The organism is Halobaculum sp. MBLA0147 (assembly GCF_041361345.1).
In the GTDB taxonomy this organism is placed as follows: domain Archaea; phylum Halobacteriota; class Halobacteria; order Halobacteriales; family Haloferacaceae; genus JAHENP01.
This window is the reverse complement of the sequence record NZ_JBGKAD010000003.1, coordinates 219,039-232,440: the sequence shown is the minus strand read 5'-3', so window position 1 is coordinate 232,440 and position 13,402 is coordinate 219,039. Positions and strand designations below refer to the sequence as shown.

General features: G+C 69.0%; 9 protein-coding genes. 4 read left to right on the top strand and 5 right to left on the bottom strand.

What is annotated here, in order from left to right:
* Window positions 1–91: 91 nt before the first annotated feature.
* Together RYH80_RS17500 and RYH80_RS17495 are read right to left on the bottom strand one after the other, a co-directional pair.
* Window positions 92–2,278 (bottom strand): ATP-binding protein, encoded by a 2,187-nt coding sequence (locus RYH80_RS17500; protein ID WP_370905371.1) that lies wholly within the window; start codon window positions 2,276–2,278, stop codon window positions 92–94.
* Between the two features lie 303 nt (window positions 2,279–2,581).
* Window positions 2,582–3,088 (bottom strand): hypothetical protein, encoded by a 507-nt coding sequence (locus RYH80_RS17495; protein ID WP_370905370.1) that lies wholly within the window; start codon window positions 3,086–3,088, stop codon window positions 2,582–2,584.
* A gap of 127 nt (window positions 3,089–3,215) precedes the next feature.
* On the opposite strand from RYH80_RS17495, the gene RYH80_RS17490 reads away from it, so the two are divergent.
* Window positions 3,216–4,460, top strand: a complete 1,245-nt coding sequence (locus tag RYH80_RS17490) for an RNA-guided endonuclease InsQ/TnpB family protein (RefSeq protein ID WP_370905369.1) — start codon at window positions 3,216–3,218, stop codon at window positions 4,458–4,460.
* 7 nt (window positions 4,461–4,467) lie between these two features.
* Here RYH80_RS17490 and RYH80_RS17485 read toward each other — a convergent pair whose 3' ends face one another.
* Window positions 4,468–4,830 carry a hypothetical protein gene (locus tag RYH80_RS17485; RefSeq protein ID WP_370905368.1) on the bottom strand — a complete coding sequence of 121 codons (363 nt, stop codon included), beginning with the start codon at window positions 4,828–4,830 and terminating at the stop codon, window positions 4,468–4,470.
* Window positions 4,831–4,906: 76 nt separating this feature from the next.
* Window positions 4,907–9,784, bottom strand: a complete 4,878-nt coding sequence (gene gltB, locus RYH80_RS17480; RefSeq protein ID WP_370905367.1) for a glutamate synthase large subunit — start codon at window positions 9,782–9,784, stop codon at window positions 4,907–4,909.
* Window positions 9,785–10,057: 273 nt separating this feature from the next.
* Here gltB and RYH80_RS17475 point away from each other — a divergent pair, with 273 nt between their 5' ends.
* The 3 genes from RYH80_RS17475 (at window position 10,058) to RYH80_RS17465 (ending at window position 13,155) form a co-directional block, all read left to right on the top strand.
* Complete coding sequence (locus RYH80_RS17475) at window positions 10,058–10,393, top strand: hypothetical protein (protein WP_370905366.1); 336 nt, start codon at window positions 10,058–10,060, stop codon at window positions 10,391–10,393.
* A 295-nt stretch (window positions 10,394–10,688) separates the two neighbouring features.
* Entirely contained in the window at window positions 10,689–11,981 is a 1,293-nt protein-coding gene (ilvA, locus tag RYH80_RS17470) for a threonine ammonia-lyase (RefSeq protein ID WP_370905365.1), read from the top strand.
* A gap of 49 nt (window positions 11,982–12,030) precedes the next feature.
* Complete coding sequence (locus RYH80_RS17465) at window positions 12,031–13,155, top strand: tyrosine-type recombinase/integrase (protein ID WP_370905364.1); 1,125 nt, start codon at window positions 12,031–12,033, stop codon at window positions 13,153–13,155.
* 71 nt (window positions 13,156–13,226) lie between these two features.
* On the opposite strand, the gene RYH80_RS17460 is transcribed toward RYH80_RS17465, so the two are convergent.
* Window positions 13,227–13,373, bottom strand: coding sequence for a hypothetical protein (locus tag RYH80_RS17460; protein ID WP_370905363.1), 147 nt, complete (start codon window positions 13,371–13,373; stop codon window positions 13,227–13,229).
* Between the last annotated feature and the right edge of the window lie 29 nt (window positions 13,374–13,402).

Genomic DNA, 13,402 nt, shown 5'->3' with positions numbered 1-13,402 from the left:
TGGGTGGTAGCTGTCGGCTCACGGTCGTAAGACTGACGGGCGAGATAGGTAAGTGCAATCTGGAGACCGTTACAGTAGTGACTCCGACAGGTCACTCCTCGTGGTCGACGACACCACCGAACGGGTCGTCGGTGTCGTCGTCCACACGAGTCTCCCCGCCCGGATCGTCGTCCACTCGCTCGCCGGTCATCTCGGGGCCCGCGTCCCAGTCGTCGGTCGCGCCACCGTGATCGGTGTCGACCGGCGCCGCCCCGCCCGCCCGCTCCAGTTCGACGACGAACACGGCGCCGCGTGGCTCGTTGTCCTCGACCCAGACGCGCCCGTCGTAGCCGTCGACGAGCGTCTGGACGAGGTACAGCCCGAGCCCGCTTCCGTCGCTGTCCAGCGCCGTCTCCCCCTCGTCGAACACCCGGTCGCGGTCCGCCGCCGAGACCCCAGGCCCGTCGTCCGCGACGCGCAGGCGGACCGAAGCCCCCTCGACCGTCACGGACACTTCCACCGTCGGCTCCGCACGGTCGTTGTGTGACACCGCGTTCGACAGCAGGTTCCGGAGGACGGCGTCCAGCATCTCCCCCGCCAACACCTCGACCTCGGGGACCGGCTCCGCGATCCGGAACGTGGCGTCGCGGTACGTGGCGCGAGCGCGCTGGACGCTCTCGGTCACCGTGCGGTCGACCGGCACCGGGACGCGGGCGCCGTCCGACTCCAGTGTCGCTCGGGCGATCTCGCGGGCCGACTCCGTGAGGTCGACCGCGTTACGCGCCGCCGACCGCAGTTCGTCCGCGTGGGTGACCGCCTCGTCGAGGACCGACCGTGGCGTCTCCACCGGCGCCTCCGGGTCGTCTCCCTCGCTGTCTCCTCCTCCCGCAGTGTCGGCTTCGTCACCGGCTCGGGGGTCAGCCTCGTTCGTGGCCTCCGACAGCGTCTCGGTCAACTGGTGGTCGAGCACGTCTGCACGAGAGACCACCACCTGGAGGTCGTTGCGCACGTCGTGAGCGACCGTCCGGTTGAGCAGTTCCAGCGTGTTCCGCTGCTCGCGGAGCCGACGCCGGTCGGCGACACGCTCGGTCACGTCTCGGAACACCAGCGCGGCCCCCTCGCCGGAGCCGGTCCCGGTCAACGGCGACACCGTCACCTCGAAGTGTCGCTCGCCGGCGCGATCGACGCTCCCTGAGCCGCCACCACCGTCGTCGGGTGCGACCGCCTCGCCGCCGTCACCACGGGCGGGGGGCTCACCACCTCCGCCACTAGCGGGTGGTTCGCCGTCGTCGTCGCCCGCGAGTGGTTCGCCGTCGTCATCCGCGAGCGACTCGTCGTCGCCCCGGGTGGCCGCCCCACCCCGTGTCACCGTCGTGGTCGTCCGTCCGGGTGTGAGCGTTCGGACGTGATCGTCCGTCGTGATCCCCGGCGGCAGCGTCTCCAAGACCGACTCGCCGAGTTCGAACCGCCCCGGGAGCCGTGCGGCCGCCGTCTCGTTGTAGTCGACGAGACTGTGGTCGTCACTCACCACGAGAACCGCGTCGTCGATCTCGTCGAACACCGCCGCGCGGGCGGTCGCGACGAACTGGCCCGTGTCCGTCCCGTAGACGACGACGAGAAACGCCGCCGCGACGGCCGTGGTGCCGACGACGGAGGTGTCGATCCCCGGTGTCGGCGAGATCGCGTCCATCCCGGCGGGGTCCGAGAGCACGACGGCCGCCGCGGAGGCGACGAACAGCCCCGCCCGCCACCGCCCGACCGCCTCCGACCGGAACAGCCGTGCCCCCAACGCGAGTGTCCCGGTCCCGACGAAGCCGTAGCCGATCAACTGTGCGAGGAGGTGGATCGGCCCGGCACCACGCAGCGCGACGACGACGATCGGGTCCTCGAGCACGCGAACGGTCCGAAACGCCACCTCGCTCGCCACCGGTGGGAACCCGGTCACGACGACCGTGAACAGGAACCCGGCCCCGACGAGAGTCCTGACGGACCAGTTCGCGAGCAAGTCGCGGTAGCCCGCGTACGTCAGGGTGAAGTAGAACCACGCTACCGCCATCACCGCCCGCGTCACCTCGATCCCGTAGGAGGTGACGTACGCGGTCTCGCCACCGCCGACCACCTCGGCCAACTGGAGCGTCGCCCACACCGCGACCACGGCGAGGAACGTCGTCAACTCCCGTGCCGCCTCCCCGCCGCGCCGGTACACCCACACCGCTCCACCGGTCGCGACCGCGATGCTCCCCCCGAGCGCGACGACGTACAACAGCAACGCGGAGAACCACGGGTCGACGACGGTCACTGTGGTGTGTTGGCTCACTATCCGAAATAAAAGTGGCTATCCGTCCTTCGCGGCGTCTCGCGGCCGTTCTCCTCACCCGGGTGTGTGTGAAACACGAACTCCGGGTAGAAACCGTACCGACGGGTAGAGTGGGTACGGGTCGGAGGGCTAGCCTTTGCTCTCGACGCGAACTGCGAGCTAGCCGGCGAGTGGACGCTCGGTGCAGAGAACGCGGCCTCGCGGCGCGGAGAACGCGGCCACTCCGACTGCTGTGGACGCGGACTCCCGGGAGTAGCCACCCAGTGATCGGCGACGGGGTGGTTCCTACGGGGTGGGCGTCTCGGTGGGCGTGTCCTCGACGGGCGCGTCGATGGAGAACGACCGCTCCTCACCGGGCCAGCGGAGGCGTATGGAGATACTACCCTCACTCACCCGCACGTCCGACGACGCCCGACCCGTCTCGCCAGGGGCTACCGAGACGGTCGGTCTGTAGAAGACGCCACCCCACTGGATGCCACCGAACCAGTACCCGCGACTGTCTCCCTCGTTGCGGACGGTCACCGCGACTTCGACCCTCGATCTCGGGCGTGCCGTCTCCGGTACTGTCACGTCGACGACGCGGAACGACGGGAGGGCGGCGAGTCGACGGAGCCGCTCGCCGGGCACTCGCGCTCGGCTCCCGTCCGGGGCGACGAGCGTGGCCGCGGGCGCCGTCCCCTGGTCCGGGGTCGCGGTCGCCGTGTCCGTGGCCGTCACGTCGAAGAAGATCCAGCTCCCGCCGGACTCGCGGCCGTACCACTCTCCCACGACCGGCATGGCCGTCCAACTCATAGCGGAGCGAGGCGGAAACCCACCTCTTTAGGGGTGGGAGGAAGCCGACACGAGTAGTGGACTAACCACCGTACGGCAACTAGCTGACTCCCAAATATATATGAGTAAACGGCTATACATATGAGATATGGAAGTGCGCCGAACTGTCCCAGTCACGCTTGATGTGGACAGTCCCGACGCTGCACTTCTCGAAGAGACCATCGACCAGTTCCTCTGGGCAGCGCAGTACGTCACCGACCACGCCTTCCAAGGCGAGTACGTCACCACCAGCAAGACCACGCTCAATGACGAGACATACGACGATGTCCGTGAGGCTACTGACCTCCACTCGAATCACGTCCAGTCATCCCGCAACAAAGCTGCTGAAGCGTGCAACGGCGTTGTCAAACGCTGGAAACAGGGCAAGAAGGCCTCGAAACCACATTTCACTAGCCCCCACCTCGTGTACGAGTCTCGAACAGCCACGTTCCACGACGACTACGTGAGTCTCGCTACCGTCGACGGGCGAATCGAAGCCGACTACGTACTCCCCGAGAACTCGGAGAACACGCCCCATCAGAAGTACCTCTTCAACGACGACTACGAGATTACCAGCGCGGAACTCCACCGAAAGCACGGTGAGTGGCAACTTCACATCTGTTGCACAGCAGACGTGGAGATCGACACGTCGACCCAGGCAACCACCGAGAACGGAACGGTTCTCGGGGTTGACCTCGGCGTGAACCAGCTTGCCGTCACCAGTACGGGCCGGTTCTGGAGTGGTGACGAGTTCGACCACTGGCGACGAGAATACGAGAAACGCCGGGGTGACCTGCAAGAACACGGGACGCGGTGGGCACACGAGAACATCCAGTCAGTCGGACGGAAAGAGGAGGGACGATTCACACAGACCCTCCATCGTATCAGCAACGAACTGGTCGCAGAGGCTCGTGAGACCGGGTGTACGGTGATTGCCTTCGAGGAGTTGACCGACATCCGTGAACGGACTGGTGCCTCGTGGGGCCACAAGTGGGCGTTCGACCGCCTATACGAGTACGTCGAGTACAAGGCCGAGGCGTACGGATTGTGTGTCGAACAGGTGAACCCGAAGAACACGTCACGGCGCTGTTCTGAGTGTGGGTTCACACACCCCGACAACCGGGACGGAACGGACTTCGAGTGTCTCAAGTGCGAGTATCAGAACGACGCTGACTACAACGCAGCAAAAAACATCGGTTTGCGGTATCTCCGTGGCACTCAAACTGAGAGCGACGGAGGCGCACCCGTAGGCGTGCGCTTGAACAGCGGGACGCTGAACGTGAACGGTGAGTATGAATCACCTGCCGACGTGTCAGCCAGAACGGGAGTCCACGCTGAAAGCCCACCCCTTTAGCGGTGGGTTAGCTTACTCCGTTGTCCACACTTCTGTAGACGGTGTCCTCGAGTCGGAGTTCGAACGCGTCCGGCTCCGGCCCACGCAACGCCTCGGGGACGCGGACGGCGACGAAGGCGTCGTTGTCGGGTGCCGAGACTTCGACGGCGTCCACGGTGTGGACCCACCGAATCGAGGTCCTGACGCGTGCCGCCGCGACGGGGAGGTCGGTCCGGGCGGTCTGGGTCTGCCTCGTCCGGTCTCGACTCGTCTGCCCCTGATCCGTCCGTGTCTGTTCGTCCGCGGTGGCGCGGCGCGTCTCGCCGGACAGACACCCCGCCGTCGTGGCGAGCGTGGCTGCCGTCGACGCGAGGAGGGCTCGTCGTCGCACGTCCGGCGACTCGACTGGTGGTGGTAAGTGCCTTCGGGGACCAGAGGTCCGGGAGGGACAGCGCCCGCGACGCGGCTCAGTCGTCGCCCGGCGCGCTCCCGAAGCCGCCCTCGGCGTCGCTCGCCACCCGCGACGGCAGGTCGGTCCGCACGTCCTCGGCGTCGCCGGCCGCCAGTACGTCGGCGTACGGGTCCGGTAACACGCGGAGGAAGTCGTCGACGACCGTCTCCCAGTCGTCGAGCAGTTCCGCGGCACGCTCGCTGCCGGTGTGGGCGGCGTGGTTCTCGACGAGCCGCCGGAGGACCGCGCGGTCGCGGTCCGACAGCGACCGACTCGTCGACACCATCGAGCGGTTGACACGTCTCTCTGCGGTGCCGTCCGGATCGTAGACGTACGCGACGCCGCCGGACATGCCGGCCGCGAAGTTGCGCCCGACCGCGCCCAACACCGCTACGACGCCGCCCGTCATGTACTCACAGCAGTGGTCCCCGGCCCCTTCCACGACGGCTCGGACGCCGGAGTTGCGGACCGCGAACCGCTCGCCCGCGACACCCTCGACGTACAACTCCCCGTCCGTCGCGCCGTACAGCGCCACGTTGCCGATCGCGACGTTCGTCGCTGGATCGTACCCCGCGTCCTCTGGCGTCTCGACGATCACGCGTCCACCGGAGAGTCCCTTCGCGACGTAGTCGTTCGCGGTGCCGGTCACCCGCGCGGTGACGCCGGGTGCGAGGAACGCCCCGAACGACTGGCCGGCTGCCCCGGTCAGATTCACCGAGACGGTGTCGTCCGCGAGCCCGTCGCCGCCGTGTTCGTCGACGACGCGCCCTGACAGGGTCGCGCCAACCGCCCGGTCCGCGTTGTCGACGCGGCCGGTGATCGTCGTCTCTTCGCCGGCCGCGACGCGCTCCGCGAGGTCGGGACAGAGCCGGTCCAGGAGCCTGTCCGTCGGCCGCGGCTGGGGCTGGACCTTCGTCCGCGCCGTCCCGCCGTCCGCCGCCGTCGGCGTGTCGCCGGTCGGTGCGTCCGTCTCGTCCGGCACGGGGTCGCCGACGGGGTCCGCGAGCACCGCGCTCGGGTCCAGCGTCGCCGCCCGCCCGGTGAGGTCCTCACGCGGCTCCAGACAGTCGGGGCGGCCGACCATCTCGTCGACCGTCCGGAAGCCCAACTCGGCCATGATCTCGCGGAGGTCCTGCGCGACGAACCGCATGAACTCGATCACGTGGTCCGGTTCTCCGGGGAATCGCTCGCGTAACTCCTCGCGCTGTGTCGCGACGCCGACTGGACAGGTGTTCTGGTGACACTGTCGGGCCATCACACACCCCGAGGAGACGAGCGACGCGGTGCCGAAGGCGAACTCCTCGGCTCCCAACAGCGCCCCGACAGCCACGTCGCGGCCCGTCTTGAGTCCGCCGTCGACGGAGACGCGGATGCGGTCGCGCAGGTCCGTCTCGTGGAGCAGTTGGTTCGTCTCCGCGAGCCCGATCTCCCACGGGAGCCCGGCGTGTTTGATGCTCGTCCGCGGGGACGCCCCGGTACCCCCGGAGTGCCCGGAGACGTGGACCGCGTCGGCGTTCGCCTTCGCCACCCCGGCCGCGATGGTACCGATCCCGGTGCCGGCGACCAACTTGACGTTCACGTCCGCGTCCGGGTTGATCGCCTTCAGGTCGTAGATCAACTGCTTGAGGTCCTCGATCGAGTAGATGTCGTGTTGTGGCGGCGGCGAGATCAGCCCGACGCCGGGTGTCGAACACCGGACGTGTGCGATCAGGTCGTTCACCTTGCTGCCGGGGAGGTGGCCGCCCTCGCCGGGTTTCGACCCTTGCGCCATCTTGATCTGGATCTCGTCGGCGGCCCGCAGGTACGCCGCGGTGACGCCGAACCGCCCGGAGGCGACCTGTTTGACGTGACACTCGCGTTCCGTGTCGAACCGCTCGGGCGGTTCGCCGCCCTCGCCCGTGTTCGACTTACCGCCAATCCGGTTCATCGCCTGGGCGTTCGTCTCGTGGGCCTCCGGCGACAGCGACCCGAGCGACATCGCGGCCGTGGAGAATCGCTGGACGACCTCCGAGACGGGTTCCACCTCCGCGATCGGCACCGGGTCGCGGTCGCCGGCGAAGGTGAGCGTGTCCCGCAGCGCCTCCGGCTCCGCGGGGTCGTTCACGTGGGCGGCGTACTCCTCCCAGGCGTCGTGGTCGCCCGAGCGGACCGCCGAGTGGAGCGCACTCACGGAGTCGGGGTTCCAGCCGTGGCGTTCCCCGTCGCTGCGGTTCTCGTGTTCGCCCGTCCGCGGGAGTTCCGGGTCTCGGTCGTACCCCGCCGCGTGTCGCGCCAGCGCGTCGGTCTGCACTTCCTCGACTCCGATCCCGGCCGTCTTCGACTCGGTGTCGGTGAAGTAGCGGTCGAGGAACGACTCGTCGAGTCCGACGGCACCGAAGACGGCCGCTCCCTGGTAGGAGGACAGTGCCGAGATACCCATCCGCGCCATCGTTTTCGAGAGTCCGTCCTCAACCGCCTCGCGGTAGGCGGTGAGGGCGGTCTCGGGGTCGGCGCCGTTCTCGCCCGCGACGAGGTCGCGGACGGTGTCGTACGCGAGCGCCGGGTGGACTGCGCCGGCGCCGTAGCCGATCAGGCAGGCGACGTGGTGGACCTCGGCGGCCTGCTCCGTCCGGACGACGAGCCCGCACTGCGCCCGCAGCCGCTCGTCGACGAGGTGGGTGTGGACTGCGGCGGTCGCCAACAGTGCCGGGATCGCGGCGCGGTCCGCCCCGACGCGCTCGTCCGAGAGCACGAGTACGTCCGCGCCGTCGCGGACGGCGGCGGCCGCGCGCTCGCGTAGATCCGCCACCGCGGCCGCGAGTCGTGGTGCCTCGTCACCTCCGTCCTCGTCGTCCGGCACCGCGAACGTCGTGTCGACGGTGACGGACCGGAGCCCGTGGTCCGTGCCGTCCAGCGCGCGGATGGCCCGCGCCTCCGCGTCGGTCAGCACCGGCGAGTCACACACGACCTGCCGGGCGTGAGCGGGCATCTCCGAGAGGAGGTCTCGCTGTGGTCCGAGCCGGGTCTCCAGCGTGGTGACGAGGTCCTCGCGGATGTAGTCGATCGGCGGGTTCGACACCTGCGCGAAGCTCTGGACGAAGTAGTCGAACAGCGACCGCCGCGTCTCCGAGAGCACCGACAGCGGCGTGTCGTCGCCCATCGAGCCGACCGGGTCCGTCCCCTCGCGCGCCATCGGCTCCAGCATCGTGTCGAGTTGGTCGTGGCTGTACCCCGCCGCGACCTGCCGTGCGCGGAGGTCGTCCGGGAGCTCCGCCTCCGTCTCCTCCGTGACGGTGTCGTCCGTCAGGTCGTCCACCGCCACCGCCTCGCGGTCGACCCACTCCCCGTACCGCTCGTCGGTGAGGTCCGCGAACACCTCCTCGTCGGGGACGACGCGCCCCTCCGCCAAGTCCGCGACGAACACCTCGCCGGGTCGGAGTCGTCCGCGGTCGACGATCTCCGCGGGTGGCGTCTCCAGTGCGCCGGCCTCGCTGGCGGCGATCAGCCGTCCGTCGGCGGTCACGTCGTACCGACACGGGCGGAGGCCGTTGCGGTCGAGCACGCCGGCCACCTGCTCGCCGTCGAACCCGATCACGAGCGCCGGGCCGTCCCACGGCTCGACGAGCGAGGCGTGGTAGTCGTAGAAGTCGCGCCGGTCGGCCGCCATCTCCGGGTCGTTCCGGTACGCCTCCGGGACGAGCATCCGGAGGGCGTGCGGGAGCTCTCGCCCACCGTGGAGCAGCAGGTCGAGCACCTCGTCGACCGTCGCCGTGTCGGACTGGTCGGGGTCCGTCACGACGGGCGTGACGGCCTCCAACTCGTCGTCGTCGAACCGCTCGCCCGACAGCTCGGACTCGCGGGCGCGCATCCAGTTGACGTTGCCGTCGAGGGTGTTGAACTCGCCGTTGTGGACGACGTTGCGGTACGGGTGTGCGAGGTGCCACGCGCCGAGCGTGTTCGTCGAGAACCGCGCGTGGACCAGCGCCACCCGCGACCGGAGCCGCTCGTCGCGGAGGTCCGGGAAGTAGTCCGGCAACTGCTCGGCCGTCAACAGCCCCTTGTACACCACGCGCTGGCGGTCCAGCGAGACGACGTACGGGTCGCGACTGCTCTCGTCCCCGGTCCCGTTCTCGTCGGTGTCGGTGTCGGCTCCGGGCGTCGCCTCGTCGAGACGCGACTCGACGGCGCGGCGAGCCACGTACAACGCGTGGTCGAACGCCTCGGTGTCGACCGCAGCGTCTGTGTCTCCGACGGAGTCGTCGGCCGCTGTCGAGCCCGCGTCTCCGTTCGTGTCGGCGTCGCCCACCGCGTCGGTCGGTGCGACGAACACCTGCCAGATCGCCGGCTCGGCGGCGCGAGCCGTCTCGCCGAGGTTCGCCGGCTCGGCAGCCGTCGGGACGCGCCGCCACGTCAGCACCTCGCAGTCGCGTGCCGCCAACTCCTCGCGAACCACGTCTCGCACCCACTCGCGTGTCGCGTCGTCGTCCGGCGGGAGGAACAGCGTCCCGACGGCGTACGTCGACGGCAGCGACACGTCGAGTTCGGCCGCGAAGAACGCGTCCGGCCGTTCGAGCATCACACCCGCGCCGTCGCCCGTGTTCGGCTCCGCACCGCGGGCTCCACGGTGTTCCATGTCCGCGAGGAGGTCCAGCGCGTCGGCCACCGTCTCGTGGCTCGCCGCCCCCTCCAGGTCGACCACCGCGCCGACGCCGCAGTTCGCCCGCGACGCCGTCGGGTCGGCCAACCCCTCGCCGCGCGCGACGGCACTCGACTCCTCCCGATTCGCTCCCGTCCCCCGACCACCCGTGGTCCGCGCGTCGGCGCCCGCGTCTCCGCCGCCTACACCTCGACCACCGTCGCCTACATCCCGACTACCGTCTCCCAGTCGGTCCGCGCCGGCGTCGTCGTGAGTCATACACTACCACACGGACTCCTCTCCCTTATCGTCTTCTGGAATCGTAACACGAATATCAGTACCATTTCCTGATCCTAATATGCTAAGGTTTGACAAGGCCAGGTGTCTCGGACCGGTGTGCCTGTCGTTCTTCGGGGGTGCGTCGCGTGTCGATCCGACGTTCTACGGCCGACGTACGATTTCGGCGGCGAATCAAACGAAAACTTCTGGCTGCTGGCGTGGCTCGACTGCAGGCTGACCCGGCGCACTCGGCGGCCGGTGGTCGGTAACGGCGTGGGACTCCTCGCGGCGTCGACTGGGTGTTCGTTGCATCGTGGTGGTGGTCCTGGAGACGCGATCGGGAGTTCCGCGCCCGGGAGACGGGACTGGGAGACGCGGTCGGGAGTTCCGCGTCCAGGAGACGGGACTGGGAGACGCGACCGGGAGGTCCGCGTCCCGAGGAGCAGTCGTGCGACCGGGCCGTTCGAGAACTACCCGTCGGTGGCGAACGTGTTCTGCGCGGGTGGCCTGACCGGCGAACTGGTCCAGTCGACCGGGTTCGCGACCCGTGACGACGCCGTCTCGTCGACCGCAGAGGTTGAACTCCTCCGCGACACCGCGTACGTCTAGACGACCACCTGCGGCGACTCACCGCGGAACTCGGAGTGATCGTCCGGCGGCGACTCGTCCGAACAGCCCGCTCTGCTCGACGAACTACACCCTAAAGTATTACTTATTAGCGATACTAATCACCTATACTACTTGACTACACTCACTGGCTACAGTCTACTCTGACGAGTCTCGAATCACCGGCTTCGGTCACCGACTCTCGAGTCGCTCGCGTCGAGCCGAGTCACGCGCGGGACCCACAGAGACGCTCACTCGCGACCGGCAGATATTGCACCCCCGGAGCGAATCCACGTGTATGGACACGGACAGTGCCGACGAGCCGGCCGTGACGCTCGCGGACGTGGAGGCCGCGGCCGAACGACTGGCCGCGGTCCCGGAGATCGAGGAGACGCCGGTGGTCGAGAGCGCGACCCTCGGCCGCGAGACCGGCGCGGACGTGCGGCTCAAGTTCGAACACCTCCAGAAGACGGGGTCGTTCAAACCCCGTGGCGCGTACAACACGGTCGCGCAGTTGGTCGCGTCCGACGAGGCCGTCGACCGCGTCGTCGCCGCCAGCGCCGGCAACCACGCACAGGGGGTCGCGTTCGCCGCGACGGAACTGGGCGTCGACTCGCTGGTCGTGATGCCGGAGACGGCTCCGCAGGCGAAGGTCGACGCGACGCGCGGCTACGGCGCCCGCGTCGAACAGGTCGGCGAGACGTTCGCGGCCGCGATGGACGCGGCCCGGGAGGCCACCGACGACCCCGGCACCGCCTTCGTCCACGCCTACGACGACCCCGCGGTCGTCGCCGGCCAGGGGACGATCGGACTCGAACTCGCCGACCAGGTGCCCGAGGCCGACACCGTCGTCGTCCCGATCGGGGGCGGTGGACTGATCTCTGGGGTCGCGACCGCACTCGCGGAACTCGACGCGGACACCCGCGTCGTCGGGGTGCAAGCCGAGGGGGCGGCGACGGTGCCCGACAGTCTCGCGAAGGGCCACCCGGTCGACATGCCGGACCCGGACACCATCGCGGACGGGATCGCAACCGGGGGCATCTCCGCGTTGACGTACGGGCTGATCGACCGGTACGTCGACGAGGTAGTGACCGTCTCCGACACGGAGATCGCGACGGCGACGCTGTTCCTCCTCGAACGGACGAAACAACTCGTCGAGGGCGCGGCGGCGACGAGTGTCGCCGCGTTGCTGTCCGGAACGCTCTCGGTCGCACCCGACGAGACGGTCGTGCCACTGTTGTGTGGCGGCAACGTCGACACCGCGACGCTCCAAGACGTGCTCACCCGCGCACTCGTCGACCGCCAACAGTTCGTCACCTTGCGGGTCCGGATCGACGATCAGCCCGGTGTCCTCGGGGAGATCGCCGAGATCGTCGGCGAGTACGACACCAACATCCGGAGTGTGCGCCACGACCGCTCGGAGGCCGGGCTCCCCGTCGGGAAGGCGGACCTGGTCTTCCGCGTGACGGTCCCCGGCGCGGCGGCACTCGACGGCGTCGTGGGCGGTGTGGAGGACGCGGGGTACGAGGTCCGACGGGTCGTGCCGGAGGCGGCCGCGCCGGACGGTGTCGGCGAGGCGGGGGAGGACTGACCCGCCCGACGCGGTACACTTACCTCGCTCGTCGCCGACCACTCCGTAGATGCCAGACGCGAGCGAGGGGGACGGGACGCGACTGGAGACCGCCGTCGCGGCGCGACTGCGGAGTCTCGACGCCGGAGCGTACCGCGCGAACAGCGAGCACGTTCTGGAAGAGTTCGTCTCCTTCCTCCGCAGTCGACGTGACGTGACGACACTGGAAGAGATCGACGTGCTGGACGTTCGCCGCTACGCCCAGTACCTCCGCGAACGAGTCCACGACGACGCGGACGACCTCTCCGCGAGTTCCGCCGCCGGCCCGTACTTCACCGTCGTCCGCGCGTTCCTCGGCTGGTGTGTCGACGACGAGCGACTCGACGCGAACCCGGCGCGTCCGAATCGCGCTCGCGAACCGCTGCCGACGGACCGCGGGGACCACGACCGCCAGTTCTGGAGTCGCGAGGCTCGCGAGCAGTTGCTGGCCTTCGTCGACGACCGGGCCCACGAGGCGCTGGAGGGAGACGTAGACGTGGACCGGACGACGGCGTTCCGCGATCGGGCGCTCGTGACGGCGCTGGCGTTGACCGGTGCTCGCGGCGCGGAGCTGTTCGCGACGCCGCGCGACGAGGACCGCAACGGGTTGCGCTGGCGCGACGTGGACTTGGCCGGCGGGACGGCTGTCGTCTTCGGGAAGACACGCGAGGAACAGCCGATCCCGTTGTTGGACCGTGTCGTCACGGTGTTGGACCGCTACCGGCGCGTGCTGGAGCCGCCGACGGACGAGTGGCCCGTCTTCCCGACGGAACACGCCCCGTCGCTGGCTCGCGCCGCACGCGAGGGGCTCGCGGAGCGCGGCTGGGCCGACGAGCGGATCGAGACGGCGCTGGCGGACGCGACCGCCAGCGAGGTGTTGCGCGACCACGAGGTGCCGCCGCCGGCCATCTCGACGAACGGCGCCCGCTCGCTGATGCGTCGCCTCTGTGAGGCGGCCGAGGTGTTCATCGACGGGGAGTACTTGAAACCGCACGGCGGCCGGCGTGGACTCGGCAGCGAGGTGTACGCCGAGGATGCCGAACTCGCACAGGAACTGTTGCGCCACGAGAGCATCGAGACCACCCACCAGGCGTACCGCGAGGAACGTGTCGCGGAGACCCGCGAGCGCGTCCAAGACGTGCTCGACGGGGAGTGACACGTAGCGAGCGGAAGCCCACCCCTTCAGGGGTGGGTGTAAGCGACAACACAGCGCAGTACCCCACCGCACTACGACTCGTCTGGATGTTCCACCGCCTCTACCCCTGCCTCGATCACTTCCTGGTACGCCTCGCTCAGACTGTCCAGGTCGGCAGCCTCTTTGTAATCCTTCACCCGACCAGCCAGCGTGTGACTGATGTCGATATTTGGTCTCATCGTCCAAAAGACCTTTAGTCATAGAGCGG

Excerpts from the sequence above, each read along its gene's own strand:
- ilvA (WP_370905365.1), top strand. The coding sequence starts at position 10,689 with ATGGACACGGACAGTGCCGACGAGCCGGCCGTGACGCTCGCGGACGTG.
- RYH80_RS17495 (WP_370905370.1), bottom strand. The coding sequence starts at position 3,088 with ATGAGTTGGACGGCCATGCCGGTCGTGGGAGAGTGGTACGGCCGCGAG.
- gltB (WP_370905367.1), bottom strand. The coding sequence starts at position 9,784 with ATGACTCACGACGACGCCGGCGCGGACCGACTGGGAGACGGTAGTCGG.
- RYH80_RS17490 (WP_370905369.1), top strand. The coding sequence starts at position 3,216 with ATGGAAGTGCGCCGAACTGTCCCAGTCACGCTTGATGTGGACAGTCCC.
- RYH80_RS17465 (WP_370905364.1), top strand. The coding sequence starts at position 12,031 with ATGCCAGACGCGAGCGAGGGGGACGGGACGCGACTGGAGACCGCCGTC.
- RYH80_RS17460 (WP_370905363.1), bottom strand. The coding sequence starts at position 13,373 with ATGAGACCAAATATCGACATCAGTCACACGCTGGCTGGTCGGGTGAAG.